Here is an 18,148-nt window from a genome sequence, read left to right as displayed (position 1 = left end):
GAGCCGATGGCTTGGGATGGGCCCCTAGGACAGCCCCGATGCCGTCGAAGGCAGATCGGTGCCAGAATATCCCAATGACCGCTCGCCTTTTCGACCTCAGCTCCTCCTGGCGCCTCCGGCGACCCCCAGAGGAAGCATGGGCGCTCATCGCCGACGTCGACATGAGCTGGCCCAATTGGTGGCCGCGTTGCAGTTTCGCCGCGCCGCTGGTTCGCACCGGGCCGGCCAGCAGTAACCAAGAAGACATCCTCAAGGCAACAACCGCCTACCTCAACTTCAAGGCCTCCTTGGGGTACAGCCTCACCATCGGCGCCGGGCTCCTGGAATCTTCCGATTCGTCAAGGGTTGTCGGCCTCTCCACAGAGCGTACAAGCGGCCGCCGAAGCCTTTTCCGCGAGCCTGGGGCGAGAAGGTCTGTCCGTGTATTGACCGGCCAATGTGGTCACTTGGGCTTAGTCATGTCAATTCCTGCATCCAGGGGCATGAACTGCCAACACCACTCACGAAATCAGGGCAGAGAAATGGACCTTGAGTTCTTCGAGCCGGCCGAGGCGGCTGCCATCATGCGATGCACTGAGGCCTGGCTTCGCGACGGCGCCGCCGCTGGGCGTTTCCCGCATACCTGCTGGGGCAAGGGAAAGATCATCTTTACGTCCGAGCACATCATGGAAATCGCTCGCCTGAGTGAGGTGCCAGTGCAAGCAGCACCTACGTCGGAGCCACGGCTCATCGGAACCCGTGCGAAGGGCCGTCTGTCTCCAGTGAATTAAGGTGGGGTCAGCGCGGCCTCACCGGTGCGCCCAAATGCCCCGATCTTGAGGCTGTCGCGTCGAGCGGGGTGTGCAAAGCTACGCGACCTTCAGACGCTGTGGTGTCCGGAACGTGTAGGCGGGGACGACAGAGAACCCGGCGCCTTGGTAAACCAGGGTCCTCACGCGTCCGGTGCTTCTAGTGGTTCGTTCGTCAAAGTTTGCTTCTTCTTCGTGACCACCACCAGAAGACCAGGATCGCTGGTTGACCGGTCATGACGGAATCCGAATCCGGCGCAGCAGCAAAGTCGCCTCCAGCGCCCATTCAGCGGCCTCCCTGCCTCGGTCTTCCTTGGAGTGCTTCAGGCCGGCTCGGTCGAGTCCTTGAGCTTCGTCGTCCACCATGAGAAGGCCAAAGCCGACAGGTTTCTTCGTCCTTAACGCCACGTCGCTCAAGCCACTGGTTACCGCGTGCGATAGACGGTCGAAGTGTGCGCTCTTTCCACGAATGATTACTCCCAAGACAACTGCGGCGTCCCAATTTGTCTCAAGAACGGCCTGAGTCACAACTGGCAGGTCAAAAGAGCTGGCCACATGGAATGCTTCAAAGTGACAACCCGTCTCCTGAAGGACCGAGGTAGCTCCTGCCAACAAGCCTTCCGAGATCGCCGCGTGCCATACACCGGTAACGATGGCGATCCTGGCCGCTTCGCTGTTGCTCCGTTTCGAAGCGCCTTCTGAAACCGCTGTCATGAGTGTTTGCCTCGCGATCTGTTGACTCAGGCCTCAATAATTCCAATGAATCGAGTGGCGGCGGGAAGATCCTGCTCCCTTTGTCTAAGATAAGTCCACTTCGAGAAACGAGTGTAATGAGTAAAGTATCGGAATGGACGCAGATACAGCCTAAAGTAGTCGTTGCGATCGCGACCTACCGCAGGCCAGAATCTCTTGCGGCACTCATTGAATCCCTACGGGCGCAAGACCCTGGCCTTCTCCACAAAATGGTTATCGTGGATAACGATGTCCACGAATCGGCACGAGAGGTTGCGACCCGGCTGGCACCCGACGCCGCATATATCGTCGAGCCGCGTCGCGGCATATCCGCTGCAAGAAACGCCGGAGTGTCGGCCGCTCTGCGGTACGAGCCCTGGGCAATAGCCTTCGTAGACGACGATGAGACCGCCACCCCCGATTGGATCCGTGAGCTGGTCAGGTCCATGCAGCGCCATCACGCGGACGTAGTAACAGGCCCGGTGGAGTATCGGCTGACGAATAGGCCGGCGGACTACAAGTACTTTCAAAAGCTCGAGCGTCCGGAGGGATCGCTCGTAAAGTATGTCGCTACGAACAATGCTTTGGTTCTTGCCTCTTGGTTTCGCGACGATGCAAGTCTGAGGTTCGACGAAGATTTCGGACTCACCGGGGGCGAAGACCTCGAATTCTTTTTGAGGCTTCAGCTGCGAGGTGGACTATGTGTTTGGGCGAATAGTGCAGTAGTTTCTACGCAGGTCCCCCGAGAACGCACTCAACGAGCCTGGCTACTTCGCAGGGAGTTAAGGAACGGGCAGATGATCGCCCGGTTGCGCCACCGTTTCGACGGCCACTCACGCTTCAAACTGCTCGCGGTGGGCGCTGGGAAAGTTTGGCGTTCGTTGGGACCGGCCGCTAGGGAGGCTGTGCGCGGCCCAGTCAGCATGACGGTCAAATTTGAGATTGTTGCGGGTGTCGGCTGGATTACCGCCGCACTCGGTTGGTACTACCTTGAGTACAAACGCCTCGCACCTTCCGCCGTCCCACGGCTTCCAAGCACAGAGCGTTTCAGCGAGTTCGGGAGGATAGATGGAGATTGATTTTAATTCCTTGGTTTGCACCTCCTCCGCGTCCTGCATTTGGCCGCCTAATTGGTCGCAATTCGTGCCAGATGTCCTCGTCGCATTGATCACAGGAGCGGCCGTTGGCCTTGCACTTGATCTCGTGCAAAGACGCCGGTCAAGGCGAGATCAAATAAAGGATGCTCAACGGTCCTGGGACAGGCTTCAATCGTCTCTGCGGACTTTCTTTGAAAGCACTCCCGAGGACACCGTCGATTCTTGGGTGAACGATAAGAAACTGGACGCAATATCGCGCAGCATCAGCGGTCACCCGATCCAGGATTGGAACAGGTTACTGAAAGACCGTGCCTTAGCTGCACTGGTGCGCCTAGAACGCAACGCGACAAGACTGCTCCACCAATCACAACTTCTTGAGGAGAGCCTGAAACGGGCAGTCATTTCCCACCGGCCACCGAACGTACCAAAGTCAAACTTGACCGAACGCCATCGAGAGGCCGAACGCGCCGTGCGAGCCCTCACCTTTGGCCTTGAGATTTCCGCAGCGAGAATCAGAGTTCAAGACAGCATTTCTGACGACGATCTGCTTTACTGGGCCCAGTCCGTTTGCGATGACAATGAAGTCAAAGACGTCCTTCGGCAGTACATCGAAGCTCGCGGAAGCATGACGAAAGAATTTCACGCGATCGCGCGCGAATTCGCCAAAGCTGGAGTCGTGCGTCAAAGGTAGCGACGACGCATCAGGTCTATCCATGTCTCGATTCGTCCAGCACGCCCGCACGCCCGCACGCCCGCACGCCCGTTCCTGGTTTGTGGTGGGCATTCTGAGGCAAACATTGCGGTCGGTACCGGAACTGGCGTCGGGCTGGAATGGGGATGGCGGCCTCAGGGCCGGTAAAACGTAGTGCCCGAAAGCCAAATGTGATCCCCCGCACGTAGGCTCAACACTCAAGATCGGTCAACGGGTGTGCCAAATCGGGTGCTTAGCTTGTGCCTAGCTCATTCTTGGTCGATTCAGATCTATTGCTCCGCAAGGAATCTCGCCACTTAGAAATAACTCCAGCTTCAGTGAACGAATCCGGTGATCGAACGCTCTCTGGCGTCAGCGCCTGCCTGCAGCGCCTGTGGCATCAGATGGCCGTACACCTGTTCCGTTGTCCGGGTTGAAGCGTGGCCGAGGCGCCGCGAAATGGTAAATAGCGAAACTCCGTCCTGGATCAGCCAAGACGCATGCGTGTGCCGGAGATCATGCATACGTGGCGTCTTCGTCAGCCCAATCGCCTGCGCCGTCCGGACGGCTGGCACCCAGCAGTGATGCCAATACAGCTTGTGGACGATTCGCTGACCCTTTGGGGTGCTGAACAGAAGTTCCTTCCCGGGGCGGCTGGCCACCAGCGGGATCAATAGCTCGACAAGTGCCGGGTTGAGCCCTATGGTGCGCTTGCCGGCGCCGGTCTTCGTGGCTCCAATGTAAAACTGCGACTGCCCGTCGCGTTTCCAGGCTTTGTTGATCCGCACTGTGGGCGGCTTGGACATAAGATCGACATCCCCCACGGTTAGCGCTGTAGCTTCGCCGAATCTTGTACCAGTCATGACAAGGAAGCTCGTAAACGCCTATACCTCTCCCCCATGCCTTCCATGATCAGGCTGAATTCGGCGTGAGTGAGAAACATCGCTTCATCCTCTGCCCGGTCAAGGCTAGGCAGTTGCACGCCTCGACAAGGGTTCCGGGGGATGTATTGCAGCATCTCGGCAGTGTTCATCGCTGCAGAGATGAGACCATGGACATTGTGGATGGTCTTCGGTGAACGGCCTTTGGCCATCATCGACTTCACCCAGTGATTCATGTGCCGATAATTGAGCTTGTCCACCGGGATGTGACCTATGACGTCCCGCACATGAAGGTCCAGCATCGTCTGGTAAGTCCGGGTGGTTCCACTTGAGGGCCGAATCAGGAGGTCAATATGCTCCTGAATCACTTCGGCCGCAGTCGGTACTTTCAACTGGTTCGCGAGGATTGCTTGCTGGGCGATTTCGAAGGATTGTCCGTTCGCGTCGAACAGCCGTTTGAGGGTCTCGGCCTCGCGGCTCTTCGGGTCTCGCCAAAGCAGCATGAAGGACGATGTTGCGTCACTTTTCACGCGTTTGCGGATGCTGGCCACACAAAAAAGCTAGACCCTTGTCAACACCTTTAGGGTTTTTGTCAACAGCCAGGGGCCAAATAGGCCCCTGACCTGCGAAAACACTGTGCCCGAGGTGGGACTCGAACCCACACACCTTTCGATACCGCATTTTGAGTGCGGCGCGTCTGCCAATTCCGCCACTCGGGCGCGGAAACACCAAAACAAGACTAACCGACGTCGAGGTCTTCTCAGATCCCAACGCTCCCTGTTGCAGTGCGCGAAACTACTCTACATGCAGATGGGCTATTTTCCAGAACCGGCTCGCCCGGGCAACAAATCAGAAGCAGGGACCGGGTGCAACTAAGATAGTTGAGAACCCGCCGTACGTCTTGAAGGAGATCCTGTGTCAGAACAGACGGAGTCCAAGCCCGCATCCCAGCCGGCACGCCGCGTAGTTGTCGCAGAAGATGAGACCCTTATCCGCCTGGACATTATCGAGATCCTGAAGGGCGAAGGCTACGACGTCGTCGGCGAGGCCGACAACGGTGAGAAGGCTGTTCAGCTGGCTGAGGAGCTGAAGCCGGACCTGGTCCTCATGGACGTCAAGATGCCCGTGATGGACGGCATCTCGGCGGCGGAGAAAATCGTCAAAGCAAGGATCGCGCCTGTGGTCCTCTTGACGGCCTTCAGCCAGAAGGAACTCGTGGAGCGCGCGCGCGACGCCGGGGCCATGGCCTATGTCGTCAAGCCTTTTACTCCGGCGGACCTGATCCCGGCCATCGAGATCGCGCTGTCCCGCCACGAGGAGATCAAGGCCCTCGAAAACGAGGTTTCCGATCTGCAGGAGCAGTTCGCCACCCGCAAGCTCGTAGAGCGCGCTAAGAGCCTCCTGACCACCAAGATGGGACTCACTGAGCCGGAAGCGTTCCGGTGGATCCAGAAGACATCCATGGACCGCCGCCTCAGTATGCGCGAGGTCGCCGAGACCATCATCAACCAGGTCAACTAGCACTCCCCCACGAAGGGCGCCGTCGCCCCCGGACCCGGCGCCCGTCGTCGTACCCCACGAAGGGCGCCGTCGCCGCCGGACCCGGCGCCCGTCGTCGCCCCCGGACGCGGCTCCGCGGCACGGATTCAGGCCACGACAAAGCAAGGGAGGCCCTGCCAACGGCAGGGCCTCCCTTGCTGATCCAAGTAGTTGATGCGTAAAAGATCAGATCTTGGACTTGATCTTCTTCTTCTTTTCCGGCCACGGTCCGAGCTTTTCCTTGCGGGATGCGGCCTCTTCCAACTGGGACGTGTCTGCGAGGTCGCCCACCCTGTGGACCTTGAGCGAGTTCGTGGAGCCGGCTTGTCCGGGAGGGGACCCTGCCGCGATGACCACGAGGTCGCCGTTCTCGACGATCTTCATCTCGAGGAGGCTGCGGTCCACCTGTGCCGTCATGGCGTCAGTGTGGCCAACCATGGGAACCAGAACGGGCTGGATGCCCCAAGTGAGCGCCAACTGGTTCCAGACGTGCTCCAGCGGAGTAAAGGCGAATACCGGCTTGACCGGCCGCAGACGGGATAGACGGCGGGCCGAGTCACCGGACTGGGTGAACGTACAGATGTACTTCGCATCCAGCTGATCGGCGATTTCGACGGCGGCACGCGTGATGGCGCCACCGCGGGTCTTGGGCTTGGTCCCCAGCGGAGGAACGCGTTCGAGACCGTGTTCTTCCGTGGACTCGATGATCCGGGCCATCGTCTTGACCGTCTCGATCGGGAACTTGCCCACGCTGGTTTCGCCGGACAGCATGACTGCGTCGGCGCCGTCCAGCACTGCGTTGGCGCAGTCCGAAGCCTCCGCGCGGGTGGGGCGCGGGTTGTCGATCATGGACTCGAGGACCTGGGTAGCCACGATGACAGGCTTTGCCCAGCGGCGGGCCAGTTCAATGGCGCGCTTCTGGACGATCGGTACTTCCTCGAGCGGGAGTTCCACGCCGAGGTCGCCGCGGGCAACCATGATGGCGTCGAAGGCGTCGATGATTTCGTGGAGCTGCTCCACGGCCTGCGGCTTCTCGATCTTGGCGATGACCGGCACGCGGCGGCCTTCTTCGTCCATGATTTCGTGGACGCGTTTGATGTCGGAGGCGTCACGAACGAAGGACAGGGCGACAAGGTCGACACCGCGCTTCATGGCCCAGCGGAGATCGTCCTCGTCCTTTTCGCTCAGTGCGGGAACGTTGACAGCAACACCAGGCAGGTTGATGCCCTTGTTGTTGGAGACCCAGCCGCCAACGGTCACGGTGGCGACCACCTTGACGTCGTCGACTTCAATGGCACGCAAGGCAACCTTGCCGTCGTCGATCAGCAGTGCGTCGCCGACGTTGACGTCTCCGGTAAGGCTTTTGAGCGTGGTGGAGCAGATGTCCTTGGTGCCCGGAACATCCTCGGTGGTGATGGTGAAGGTGTCGCCGACAGCGAGTTCGTGGGGGCCGTCGACAAAGCGGCCCAAGCGGATCTTGGGCCCCTGCAGGTCAGCCATGATGGCGACCGGCTTGTGCAGGTGGGCAGCAGCTTTGCGGACGTTCTCGTACGTGTTGTCGTGTACCGAGTAGTCGCCGTGGCTCATGTTCATGCGGGCGACGTCGACGCCGGCTTCCAGCACCGCGAGGGTGTTGTCAAAGCTGGAAATTGCCGGTCCGAACGTTGCCACGATTTTTGCGCGTCTCATATACCTACCCTAGTAGTGTGCTGCAGTTGGAGTTGGGAAAGCGTCGTTCGCCGGTCCTTACAGGACCGCCATAGCCCGGTCGGTGGGAGCCACCGGCGCGGGAAGAATGGTGCTGCCCATGAGGTATTTGTCCACGGCGGCAGCGCAGGCGCGGCCTTCGGCGATGGCCCAGACAATCAAGGACTGCCCACGGCCGGCATCGCCTGCCACGAAAACGCCCTCGGTGTTGGTCATGTAGTACCCGTCCCGAGCCACGTTGCCGCGACCGTCGAATTCTGCACTGACCTGTTCTGTGATACCGGCGGGTTCTGCGCCCGTAAAGCCAAGTGACAGGAAGACCAAGTCGGCCGGAATGATGTGTTCCGTGCCGGCCTTAGGCAGTCGCTTGCCGTCCACGAACTCGGTCTCGGCAACCTTGACGCCCGTGAGCTTGCCGTTTTCCCCGACAAATTCAACGGTGGAGGCGAGGTAGGTACGTTCGCCGCCCTCTTCGTGCGCACTGGCAACCTCAAAGAGCGTGGGGAACGTCGGCCACGGCTGGTGCGAGGCACGCTCCAGCGGCGGCTGCTTGCCGATCGCGAGGGTAGTGACGGATGCGGCTCCGTGTCGGTGTGCCGTGCCGAGGCAGTCAGCGCCGGTGTCGCCACCGCCGAGGATCACCACATGCTTGCCCTTCGCATTGATCTGGTCTTCCACAATTTCACCGGCAACCACGCGGTTGGCGGGAACCAAGTAATCCATGGCGTAGTGGATACCTTCGAGCCCGCGGCCGGGGATGGGAAGGTCGCGCGGGACCGTAGCACCGGTGGCGATCACCACAGAGTCGTAACGGCGGCGCAGCTGCTCCCAGGTCACGTCACTTCCGACCGCAACACCGGTACGGAAACGGGTACCCTCAGCTTTCATCTGCTCGACGCGGCGGTCGACCTGTTCCTTCTCCATCTTGAAGTCGGGGATACCGTAACGCAGCAGGCCACCGATCTTGTCGTCGCGCTCGTAGACGGCCACCGTATGTCCAACGCGGGTCAATTGCTGCGCAACCGCAAGCCCTGCCGGGCCGGAGCCGACGACGGCGACCGTCTTACCGGAGAGGCGCACCGGCGGAAGCGGCTGCACCCAGCCGTTTTCGAAGGCATCGTCGATGATGGAAACTTCCACCTGCTTGATGGTCACGGCGGGCTGGTTGATGCCCAGGACGCAGGACGCTTCACACGGCGCAGGACACAACCGTCCGGTGAACTCCGGGAAGTTGTTGGTCGCGTGCAGGCGCTCAATCGCTTCCTCGCCTTTTCCGCGCCACATGAGGTCGTTCCACTCGGGAATGAGGTTGCCCAAGGGGCAGCCTTGGTGGCAGAACGGAACGCCACAATCCATGCAGCGGCCGGCCTGGCTCTTGAGCACGTCCTTGTCCTGGGCTTCGTAGACTTCCTTCCAGTCCATGATGCGGACGGGAACAGGACGGCGTGGCTGCGTCTCGCGCTGCCGGACTTTCAGAAATCCGCGTGGATCAGCCACCGGTTACCTCCAGGATTCGAGACCATACTTCTTCGCCGTCGGGGTCAAGGCCCTCTTCGATGGCGTCGAGACGGGTTTGCAGGACCGCCGCGTAGTCACGTGGCAGTACTTTGGTGATGCGGGCGGCGGTGTCGTCGAAGTTTTCGAGCAGGCGGCCCGCGAGGACGGATTCGGTTTCTTCCAGGTGCTTGACCAGGAGGCCGTGGACAATGTCGCGGTCCTCCGCGTCGAGCTCAAGCAACTGGAGTTCCCCGGAATCCAGGGCTTCCTTGTTGACCCGGGCGGGCTGGAGGTCCAGAACATAGGCCGTGCCACCGGACATGCCGGCACCGAAGTTGCGGCCGGTGCGGCCGATGATCAGTGTCTGGCCGCCGGTCATGTATTCGCAGCCGTGGTCACCGATGCCCTCGACGACGGCGGTGGCACCGGAGTTGCGTACCAGGAAGCGTTCGCCCACCTGGCCGCGCAGGAACATTTCACCACTCGTGGCGCCGTAGCCGATCACGTTGCCGGCGATGACGTTCCGTTCGGCCTGGAAAACGTTGGTGCGGTCCGGGCGGACGATGATGCGCCCACCCGAGAGGCCCTTGCCGACGTAGTCGTTGGAGTCACCGTACATGCGCAGTGTGATGCCCGCCGGGAGGAAAGCACCCAGCGATTGCCCGGCCGTGCCCTTCAACGTGATGTCGATCGTGTCGGTGGCGAGCACGTCAATGCCAAAGGTCTTGGTCACGACGTGGCCGAGCATAGTGCCGACGGAACGGTCCGTATTGATGACGTCGACGGCGATCTTCACCGGTGTGCGGTCACTCAATGCTTCGGCGGCCATGCCAATGAGGCGCTGGTCGAAGTGCTTGTCCAGCTCGTGGTTCTGGCCCGTGAGGTTTCGCAGGGGAACGTCGTCGTCGAATTCGAGGCCGTGCAGGATCGGGTCGAGGTCCAGGCCCTCGGCCTTCCAGTGGTCGATGGCTTCGCGGGTGTCGAGGACCTCGGCGTGGCCGATGGCCTCCACGAGACTGCGGAAACCGAGCTCGGCCAGCAGTTCACGGACTTCCTCGGCAAGGAATTCGAAGAAGTTGACCACGAATTCGGGCTTGCCGTTGAAGCGCGCACGAAGCTCCGGGTTCTGGGTAGCGACGCCGACCGGGCAGGTGTCGAGGTGACAGACACGCATCATGATGCAGCCGGAGACCACGAGCGGGGCGGTGGCGAAGCCGTACTCTTCAGCACCCAGCAGTGCGGCGATGACCACGTCGCGACCGGTCTTGAGCTGGCCATCCACCTGCACCACTACGCGGTCGCGGAGCCCGTTGAGCATGAGCGTCTGCTGGGTTTCGGCGAGACCGAGCTCCCACGGAACACCCGCATGCTTGAGCGAGTTCAGCGGCGAGGCGCCGGTTCCGCCGTCGTGCCCGGAGACGAGCACGACGTCGGCTTTCGCCTTGGTGACGCCGGACGCCACAGTGCCGATCCCGACTTCGGAAACCAGCTTGACGTGCACGCGTGCCGAAGGGTTGGCCCGCTTGGCATCGTAGATGAGCTGCGCGAGGTCCTCGATCGAGTAGATGTCGTGATGCGGGGGCGGGGAAATGAGCCCGACGCCGGGGGTTGAGTGCCGGGTCCGGGCTACCCAGGGGTAGACCTTCTGCGCCATCAGCTGGCCACCTTCACCGGGCTTCGCGCCCTGTGCCATCTTGATCTGGATGTCCTCGGCGTTGGTCAGGTACAGGCTGGTCACGCCGAAACGGCCGGAAGCAATCTGCTTGATGGCCGAGCGCCGCTCGGGGTCCAGCAGGCGGTCCACGTCTTCGCCGCCTTCGCCGGTGTTGGACTTGGCGCCCAGCCGGTTCATGGCAATCGCCAGGGTTTCGTGGGCTTCCTTGGAGATGGAGCCGTAGCTCATCGCTCCGGTGGAGAAGCGCTTCACGATGCTGGAGACCGGCTCGACTTCTTCGAGCGGCACGGGAGCGCGCAGGGTGTCCTTGAACTTCAAGAGTCCGCGGAGGGTCATGAGGTTCTCGGATTGATCGTCAATGCCCTTGGTGTAGGACTTGAAGATGTCGTAGCGGCGTTCGCGGGTGGCGTGCTGCAGGCGGAAGATGGTCTCCGGGTTGAACAGGTGCGGTTCGCCGTCGCGCCGCCACTGGTATTCGCCACCGCCGAGCAGCGGCCGGTGCGGCTGCTCGATGCCGCCTTCCGGGTAGGCCATCTCGTGGCGCGCTGAAACTTCCGCGGCGATGACGTCCAGGCCGACACCCCCGAGCTGGGAGTGCGTGCCGGAGAAGAATTCGTCCACGAGGTCCTGGGACAGTCCCAAGGCTTCGAATGTTTGCGCGCCGGTGTACGAGGCCACCGTGGAAATGCCCATCTTGGACATGATCTTCAGCAGGCCCTTGCCGAGGCCTTTGATGAGGTTGTAGACGCCGTCTTCCGGAGTTACACCAACCACCTCGCCGGTGCTGATCAGCTGCTCCACGGATTCCATGGCCAAGTATGGGTTCACGGCAGAAGCACCGAAGCCCACCAACACAGCCACATGGTGCGTTTCGCGAACGTCGCCCGCCTCGACCACCAAGGCGGTCTTCGTGCGGTTGGCGCTGCGGAGCAAGTGATGGTGCACAGCGCTGACCAGCAGAAGCGACGGGATCGGCGCCCACTGCGCGTTGGAGTCGCGGTCGGACAGGACAATGTACTGCACGCCGCGGTTGATCGCGCCGGAGACCTGTTCGCAGATTTCGGTCAAGCGACCGCGGAGGGCCGCTTCACCGCCCTCCGGACGGTAGAGTCCCCGGACCTTCATGGCGACCTTGTCACCGCTAGCATTCTCGATGTTCGCGATCTTGGCGAGCTGGTCGTTGTTGATTACCGGGAACGGCAGGGAAACCTGCGGCTGGCGCACCTGCCCGACGTCGAGAAGGTTGCCGTTGGGACCGATGGCGCACTTCAGCGAGGTGACCAGCTCTTCGCGGATGGCGTCAAGGGGCGGGTTGGTGACCTGGGCAAAGGACTGCACGAAGTAGTCGAACAGCAAGCGCGGACGCTTGGACAGCACGGCGACAGGCGTGTCGGAGCCCATGGCGCCCAGCGGTTCGGCGCCAGTGCGGGCCATGGGTCCGAGGAGGATTTTCAGCTCCTCTGTGGTGTACCCAAAAGTCCGCTGGCGAATGTTGACGGACGCTGCAGTGTGCAGCACGTGCTCGCGCTCGGGCAGATCGTTGAGGTCGATCAGGTTGTCCTTGACCCATTCGGCCCAAGGGTTGGCGGCGGCAACCTCGGCTTTGACCTCAGCGTCGTCGATGATTCGGCCGGCCTCGGTGTCAACCAGGAACATCTTGCCGGGCGAGACGCGGCCCTTCTTGACCACCTTGGCGGGCTCGACGTTGATCACGCCGACCTCGGAGGCAAAAACGATCAGTCCGTCTTCGGTGATCCAGTAGCGGCCAGGGCGCAGGCCGTTGCGGTCCAGGGTGGCACCAACCAGGTTCCCGTCGGTGAAGGACACTGCTGCGGGCCCATCCCACGGCTCCATGAGCATGGAGTGGTACTCGTAGAAGGCGCGGCGTGCCGGATCCATCGTGGCATGGTTCTCCCATGCCTCGGGGATCATCATCATGATCGAGTGCGTGATGGGACGGCCGGAGAGCCAGAGCAGCTCGGCAACCTCGTCGAAGGACGCAGAGTCCGATGCCCCCGGAGTGCAAATGGGGTAGAGCTCCTCGGGGGAATCACCCAGAAGGGGATTCGCGAGCTGGGACTGACGCGCCCGCATCCAGTTCCGGTTGCCCTTGACAGTGTTGATTTCGCCGTTGTGGGCGATGGTACGGAACGGCTGGGCCAGCGGCCACGACGGGAAAGTGTTCGTGGAGAAGCGGGAGTGCACGATGGCCAGCTTGGTCTTGAAGCGCTTGTCCGAGAGGTCCGGGTAAAACGGTTCGAGCTGGGCGGTGGTCAGCATGCCCTTGTACACGATGGTGCGCGAAGACAGCGAGGGGAAGTAGACGCCGAACTTGTTCTGGGCACGTTTGCGGATACGCCAGGCCCGGGAGTCCAATTCATTCCGGTCCAGTACTTCACCTGTGGCCGAAGCGAAGAAGGGCTGGGCGAAGTAAGGCATGCAGGCGCGGGCCATGGCACCGACCAGGTCGCCGACTACCGGAACTTCACGCCAGCCAAGAACCGTCAGACCCTCGTCGACGGCAAGTGCTTCAATCCCATGCTTTGCCGTCTCGGCTTCGCGGGTTTCGGCCGGCAGGAAGGCTGTACCAACCACATACTGGCCGGGTGCGGGCAGCTCGAACTCGGTGACGGCCCGGAAGAACTCGTCCGGAACCTGCATCAGGAGGCCGGCACCGTCGCCGGTGCCTTCGTCGGCGCCCACGGCCCCGCGGTGTTCGAGGTTGCGCAGGGCAGTCAGGGCCGCTTCCACGATGTCATAGCCGGGTTCACCACGCAGGGTGGCGATAATGGCCAGACCGCAAGCGTCCTTCTCCAGCTCCGGGTTGTAGAGACCCTGGGCTTCCGGGAGCGCAGCGAAACGCTTGAAGGGCGACAAGGCACCCTGCGGTTCGACTGCTTCGGACCAACTTGGGTTATGAAGATGGGTCATTGAAGACGTCCTTCCTCGAGATCGTGCGAATGGAAGGGACAACGCTGGCCCCACCTTGCCTGCCGTGTGACGGGCATAACAAAGCGCTAGTTACTTGAAATTGTAGGCCACCGAACAAGACGCAACGAACAGTTACGAATGTCTCTGGCCCAAGCTTGACCGCGGGAGCAACTGTGTGCTGCCGGGTTATCGCAAGGCTGCCACGACGCTGTGGCCGGGGGCCTCTGGGCGGTAGCCCGGTGCCCCTGTGCCGTAGCACTGGCTACTTGGTGCTGCCAGCTTCCGGCCCGGATCCGCGGACGCTGCTGGCAGTGGTTCCGGTGGACTCGGAGCCAGCATCCGACGTGACGCCGACGTGTGACTCCTCGGCCGATCCCGATGGCTCAACAGTATGGCCCAGATCGCTTTGGTTATTCCGGAGATTATCATGAGCACCGGTCTCTGAGACAGATACGTCCGTATCATAGCCCGTCGGCTCGGTCACAATTGTGCTGTTTGTCTCATCATCCGCGGGCCTGGAGTCGGCGGTAACGGAGTCATCGGCTTCGTTGGCCACCACCGCAGGCTCCTTGCCGGGAAGGTATGCCGTATCCGGTACCGGCCTGCCGCGGAAGCTCAAAGCAATGAAGATGATGAGCGCCGCGACGAAGACGAAAATACTGGTCCACACGTTCAGCCGTGTGGTCACACCGAAGAGGCTGATCTGTTCGGCATCGTCAATCCGCAACGCTTCGATCCAGACGCGACCAAGGGTGTAGTAGATCGCGTAGAGCCAGAAAAGCCTGCCCCGTCGGAAGTGGAAGCGGCGGTCCAGGACGAGCAGGATCGCGACGCCGAGGAGGTTCCAGAGGGATTCATAAAGGAACGTCGGATGGAACAGTGTGTCGCTAGGCATTCCGGCCGGAAAATTCGGGCTGTTTGGATCAATCTGCAGGCCCCATGGCAAGGTGGTGGGTCCGCCGAAAAGCTCCTGGTTGAACCAGTTCCCCCAACGACCTATCGCTTGGGCCAGCAGGAGGCCGGGGGCCGCTGCGTCGAGGAAAGCGGTGAGCTTGACCCCGGAGCGCCGGCAGCCCAGCCAGGCACCGACGACACCGAGAACCACGGCACCCCAGATGCCCAAGCCGCCCCGCCAGATTTGCGGAATCAGGGAAAGGTCTCCCGTGCCGTTGAAGCCCGGGCCGAAGTACGCATCCGGAGAGGAGATCACATGGTAAAGCCGACCGCCCACGATGCCGAAGGGGATCGCCCAGATCGCGATGTCCCACAGGCTGCCTTCGGGGGTGCCGCGCCGCTTCCAGCGCACGGCAGTGACCCACAGGCCCAGGATGATTCCCAGCAGAATGCACAAGGCGTAAGCGTGAATGCGGAGGGTCCCCCACGGCAGCGGTATATCAAATCCGGACCATGAGGGGCTCGGAATGCTCATGGGAGCCATTGCCGCGACGTGGAGGAGACTCTGCATTGTCTACGCTTTTCCTTTTTCTAGGCCTGCGCTGTAGCCCGGCCGAGGCCGGCGCTGAGGTTCTTGGTGAGCTGCGCGACAGCGTCAACGCCGCCGTCGCGGATCGCCGCAACCAGCGCAGTACCGACGATCACACCGTCTGCGTATGCCGCAATCTCCCGCACCTGGTCCGCGTTGGAGACTCCCAGCCCGACGCAGACGCGTTCGGCACCGGCCGCATGCGCATCGGCCACCACTTTTTCCGCGCTGCTGCTGACGGACTGCCGTGTTCCGGTGACGCCCATGATGGAGACTGCGTAAACAAAGCCACGGCTCGCTTCCACGGTCATGGCCACGCGTTCCGGCGTGGACGAGGGCGCCACGAGGAAGACCCGATCGAGTCCGTATTTGTCGGAGGCGGCAAACCATTCGGCGGCCTCGTCCGGAATGAGGTCCGGAGTAATGAGCCCGGCTCCCCCGGCTTCGGCCAGCCTGCGGGAGAATTCGTCGACGCCCATGCGCATCACCGGGTTCCAGTAGGTCATGACCAGCACGGCGACGTCGGTGGCGGCGGTGATGCCGGCCACGACGTCGAAGACACTGGCCACGCGGAAACCGTTGGCGATGGCTTCTGTGGTGGCAGCCTGAATGACCGAGCCGTCCATGACGGGGTCCGAATACGGGATACCGATCTCTATGAGGTCTGCGCCGTTGCGGGCCATGGCGATTCCCGCGTCGATGCTTGTCTGCACGTCAGGGTAGCCTGCGGGCAGGTATCCGATCAAAGCGGCCCGGCCCTGTGCCTTGGCGCGGTCGATGGCGGCTGCGGACTTGCTCGTGATCTGCTCAGTCATCAGTTCTGGTCCTTGTTTGCTTCTTCAGTGCTGATCTCGAGGTTGCTCCGTCCAGCCGGGCCCTTGGGCTTGCGTGTGGAGAGCGTGGTGCCCTTGACGTTGCCGTCTTCATCCAGCATGTCGAACCACTCCGCTGCCGTTTCCACGTCCTTGTCACCGCGCCCGGACAGGTTCACGATGATGATCGTGTCGGACGGGTTTTCCTTTCCTTCGGTGAGCTTCTTGCCCACCTTGATGGCACCGGCCAAGGCGTGCGCGGACTCGATGGCCGGAATAATGCCTTCTGTCCGGCACAGCAAGCGGAAGGCGTCCATGGCCTCGGTGTCCGTGATGGGCTCGTAGGTGACCCGGCCGATGTCCGCGAGGTAGGAGTGCTCGGGACCAACGCTCGGGTAATCCAAACCGGCGGAAATCGAGTGCGATTCGATGGTCTGGCCGTCTTCGTCCTGCATGAGGTAGGACCGGGCACCGTGCAGCACGCCGGGGCGTCCCAGGGTAATAGCGGCCGCGTGACGGCCGGTTTCCACGCCGTCGCCACCGGCTTCAAAGCCGTAGATCTTCACCGACGCGTCGTCCAGGAAGCTGTGGAAGATTCCGATGGCATTGGAACCGCCGCCGACGCAGGCACAGACGGCGTCGGGCAGCCTGCCGGTCTGCTCCAGGATCTGGGCGCGCGCTTCCTCTCCGATGACCTCGTGGAAGAAGCGGACCATGGCCGGAAACGGGTGCGCGCCAGCCGCGGTGCCGAGCAGGTAGTGGGTGGTGTCCACATTGGAAACCCAGTCGCGAAGGGCGTCGTTAATGGCGTCCTTGAGGGTCTGTGAGCCGTTGGTCACGGGAACCACCGTGGCGCCCAGGAGCTGCATGCGGGCCACGTTGAGTGCCTGGCGCCGGCAATCCTCAGCGCCCATGTAGACAACGCATTCCAGCCCGAGCAAGGCCGCAGCAGTAGCACTGGCGACACCATGCTGGCCGGCGCCAGTCTCCGCAATGACCCGGGTCTTGCCCATCCGCTTCGCGAGCAACGCTTGGCCGAGCACGTTGTTGATCTTGTGGGATCCGGTGTGGTTCAGGTCTTCGCGCTTGAGGAAGATGCGCGCCCCGCCGGCGTGTTCGGAGAAACGCTTGGCCTCCGTGAGCAGTGACGGCCGGCCCGAGTAGTTCTTGTTGAGGTCCTTCAACTGGGCCAGGAACTCGGGATCGGCTTTGGCTTTCTCGAACGTGTCCTGGACTTCATCCAGGGCGGCGATGAGGGACTCGGGCATCCAGCGCCCGCCATAAGAGCCGAAGTACGGCCCCGTGGCGTTGCGGAGCGATGCTCCGCCTTGCAGGAATGCGTCGGCCGCATTCTGTTCCGAGTTGGCTGTTGATGCGTCCACCATCAGTCTCACCGTCCTGTTCAGTTGGTAGTTGAGTTTTTCCAGGAGCCGCAGGACAGCAACCAGCCGCGTTGTCCGCTACTGTCCGGGTCCACGCCGCGAATCAGGCCTGTCTCAGGTCCTGACGGCGATGGCGGCAGCTCCGGCCGCCTTGAATTCATTGATTCGCTCCCGCGGGGTGGAGTCGCTCACAAGAGCCTCGCCCACCAGAATCGCGTGGGCACCGTTCCCTGCGTAATGCGCGACGTCGGCAGCGTTCCGTACGCCGGATTCCGCCACCACAACTGCTCCCGGGGGAATGCTTCCGGCGAGGGAGGCAAACAGCGAGCGGTCGACGTCGAGCGTCTTGAGGTTGCGCACGTTCACGCCGATGATCCGCGCCCCGGCAGCAGCCGCACGCTCGATCTCCTCCGGTGTGTGGGTTTCCACCAGGACGTTCATGCCAAGCTCGTGGCTCAACGCACTGAATTCCCGCAGCTCTGCGTCGGAAAGCGCGGCGACGATCAGCAGGATGAGGTCCGCACCATGGGCACGGGCTTCCCAGATCTGGTACTCGTCCACCGTGAAATCCTTGCGAAGCAACGGGATGCTTACGGCGGCACGGACGGCGTCCAAGTCCGCCAGGGAACCGCTGAAGCGCCGCTGTTCGGTGAGGACGCTGATAACGGAGGCACCCCCGTCGGCGTATTGCCGTGCAAGTGCCGCCGGGTCGAGGATGCTCGCGAGGTCACCCTTGGAGGGGCTGCGGCGCTTGATTTCCGCGATGACCTTCAGTTCGTCACGGCTGTCCGACGGACCACCCAGGGCAGCCCACGCGTCGAGCGCCGGCGCAGCGACAGCGGCGCGCTCCTTCAGCTCCTCAAGACCGACGAGACGACGGCGGGCCTCCATGTCCTCCCTGACACCGACGATGATGTCATCAAGAACCGTCAC

General features: G+C 62.0%; 14 protein-coding genes and 1 tRNA gene. 4 read left to right on the top strand and 11 right to left on the bottom strand.

All coding sequences use genetic code 11. The features are described 5' to 3' along the window. The first annotated feature begins 74 nt into the window (after window positions 1–74). Entirely contained in the window at window positions 75–770 is a 696-nt protein-coding gene (locus A3M3_RS0113765; RefSeq protein ID WP_028266838.1) for a hypothetical protein, read from the top strand. A 252-nt stretch (window positions 771–1,022) separates the two neighbouring features. On the opposite strand, the gene ribH is transcribed toward A3M3_RS0113765, so the two are convergent. Beyond that, window positions 1,023–1,502 (bottom strand): 6,7-dimethyl-8-ribityllumazine synthase, encoded by a 480-nt coding sequence (gene ribH / locus A3M3_RS0113760; protein ID WP_035741771.1) that lies wholly within the window; start codon window positions 1,500–1,502, stop codon window positions 1,023–1,025. Window positions 1,503–1,618: 116 nt separating this feature from the next. Between ribH and A3M3_RS0113755 the strand changes: the two genes are divergently transcribed. Together A3M3_RS0113755 and A3M3_RS28925 are read left to right on the top strand one after the other, a co-directional pair. After that, a complete protein-coding gene (locus tag A3M3_RS0113755; RefSeq protein WP_028266836.1) occupies window positions 1,619–2,599 on the top strand; it encodes a glycosyltransferase family 2 protein in 981 nt (326 codons plus the stop codon). Beyond that, window positions 2,589–3,308, top strand: coding sequence for a hypothetical protein (locus A3M3_RS28925; RefSeq protein ID WP_155854377.1), 720 nt, complete (start codon window positions 2,589–2,591; stop codon window positions 3,306–3,308). The genes A3M3_RS0113755 and A3M3_RS28925 overlap by 11 nt, the downstream gene beginning before the upstream one ends. A gap of 335 nt (window positions 3,309–3,643) precedes the next feature. Here A3M3_RS28925 and A3M3_RS28920 read toward each other — a convergent pair whose 3' ends face one another. The 3 genes from A3M3_RS28920 to A3M3_RS0113740 form a co-directional block, all read right to left on the bottom strand. Further along, window positions 3,644–4,171, bottom strand: coding sequence for a site-specific integrase (locus tag A3M3_RS28920; RefSeq protein WP_231497258.1), 528 nt, complete (start codon window positions 4,169–4,171; stop codon window positions 3,644–3,646). Then, window positions 4,168–4,740 carry a hypothetical protein gene (locus tag A3M3_RS28915; RefSeq protein WP_231497257.1) on the bottom strand — a complete coding sequence of 191 codons (573 nt, stop codon included), beginning with the start codon at window positions 4,738–4,740 and terminating at the stop codon, window positions 4,168–4,170. The genes A3M3_RS28920 and A3M3_RS28915 overlap by 4 nt, the downstream gene beginning before the upstream one ends. Window positions 4,741–4,826: 86 nt before the next feature. Next, window positions 4,827–4,908 (bottom strand) — tRNA-Leu (locus tag A3M3_RS0113740). Between the two features lie 196 nt (window positions 4,909–5,104). Between A3M3_RS0113740 and A3M3_RS0113735 the strand changes: the two genes are divergently transcribed. Beyond that, window positions 5,105–5,710 carry an ANTAR domain-containing response regulator gene (locus A3M3_RS0113735; RefSeq protein WP_028266834.1) on the top strand — a complete coding sequence of 202 codons (606 nt, stop codon included), beginning with the start codon at window positions 5,105–5,107 and terminating at the stop codon, window positions 5,708–5,710. A gap of 204 nt (window positions 5,711–5,914) precedes the next feature. Here A3M3_RS0113735 and pyk read toward each other — a convergent pair whose 3' ends face one another. From pyk to trpC, 7 genes are all read right to left on the bottom strand, one after another. After that, the gene (gene pyk, locus A3M3_RS0113730; protein WP_035741768.1) at window positions 5,915–7,417 is read right to left on the bottom strand and encodes a pyruvate kinase; all 1,503 of its coding nucleotides are present in this window, start codon (window positions 7,415–7,417) and stop codon (window positions 5,915–5,917) included. A gap of 57 nt (window positions 7,418–7,474) precedes the next feature. Then, window positions 7,475–8,932: a glutamate synthase subunit beta gene (locus tag A3M3_RS0113725; protein WP_028266832.1), complete on the bottom strand. Its 1,458-nt coding sequence runs from the start codon at window positions 8,930–8,932 to the stop codon at window positions 7,475–7,477. Then, complete coding sequence (gene gltB / locus A3M3_RS0113720) at window positions 8,925–13,538, bottom strand: glutamate synthase large subunit (protein ID WP_028266831.1); 4,614 nt, start codon at window positions 13,536–13,538, stop codon at window positions 8,925–8,927. The genes A3M3_RS0113725 and gltB overlap by 8 nt, the downstream gene beginning before the upstream one ends. Before the next feature lie 262 nt (window positions 13,539–13,800). Then, window positions 13,801–15,003, bottom strand: coding sequence for a prolipoprotein diacylglyceryl transferase (gene lgt, locus A3M3_RS0113715; protein WP_028266830.1), 1,203 nt, complete (start codon window positions 15,001–15,003; stop codon window positions 13,801–13,803). Window positions 15,004–15,023: 20 nt separating this feature from the next. Beyond that, entirely contained in the window at window positions 15,024–15,836 is an 813-nt protein-coding gene (gene trpA, locus A3M3_RS0113710) for a tryptophan synthase subunit alpha (RefSeq protein WP_028266829.1), read from the bottom strand. Beyond that, on the bottom strand, window positions 15,836–17,218 hold the full coding sequence (trpB, locus tag A3M3_RS0113705; protein WP_028266828.1) for a tryptophan synthase subunit beta: 1,383 nt from the start codon (window positions 17,216–17,218) through the stop codon (window positions 15,836–15,838). Before trpB ends, trpA begins: the two co-directional genes overlap by 1 nt. Before the next feature lie 111 nt (window positions 17,219–17,329). Further along, window positions 17,330–18,148 carry an indole-3-glycerol phosphate synthase TrpC gene (trpC, locus tag A3M3_RS0113700; RefSeq protein WP_028266827.1) on the bottom strand — a complete coding sequence of 273 codons (819 nt, stop codon included), beginning with the start codon at window positions 18,146–18,148 and terminating at the stop codon, window positions 17,330–17,332.

Source organism: Arthrobacter sp. MA-N2, from assembly GCF_000517125.1.
Lineage (GTDB): Bacteria > Actinomycetota > Actinomycetes > Actinomycetales > Micrococcaceae > Arthrobacter > Arthrobacter methylotrophus.
This window is presented reverse-complemented; position numbering and strand designations above follow the sequence as displayed.

Bases quoted from the DNA above. Each gene is read 5' to 3' on its own strand.
- A3M3_RS0113755 (WP_028266836.1), top strand. From the start codon at position 1,619: ATGAGTAAAGTATCGGAATGGACGCAGATACAGCCTAAAGTAGTCGTT.
- lgt (WP_028266830.1), bottom strand. From the start codon at position 15,003: ATGCAGAGTCTCCTCCACGTCGCGGCAATGGCTCCCATGAGCATTCCG.
- A3M3_RS0113765 (WP_028266838.1), top strand. From the start codon at position 75: ATGACCGCTCGCCTTTTCGACCTCAGCTCCTCCTGGCGCCTCCGGCGA.
- trpB (WP_028266828.1), bottom strand. From the start codon at position 17,218: ATGGTGGACGCATCAACAGCCAACTCGGAACAGAATGCGGCCGACGCA.
- A3M3_RS28920 (WP_231497258.1), bottom strand. From the start codon at position 4,171: ATGACTGGTACAAGATTCGGCGAAGCTACAGCGCTAACCGTGGGGGAT.
- pyk (WP_035741768.1), bottom strand. From the start codon at position 7,417: ATGAGACGCGCAAAAATCGTGGCAACGTTCGGACCGGCAATTTCCAGC.
- gltB (WP_028266831.1), bottom strand. From the start codon at position 13,538: ATGACCCATCTTCATAACCCAAGTTGGTCCGAAGCAGTCGAACCGCAG.
- ribH (WP_035741771.1), bottom strand. From the start codon at position 1,502: ATGACAGCGGTTTCAGAAGGCGCTTCGAAACGGAGCAACAGCGAAGCG.
- A3M3_RS28925 (WP_155854377.1), top strand. From the start codon at position 2,589: ATGGAGATTGATTTTAATTCCTTGGTTTGCACCTCCTCCGCGTCCTGC.
- trpA (WP_028266829.1), bottom strand. From the start codon at position 15,836: ATGACTGAGCAGATCACGAGCAAGTCCGCAGCCGCCATCGACCGCGCC.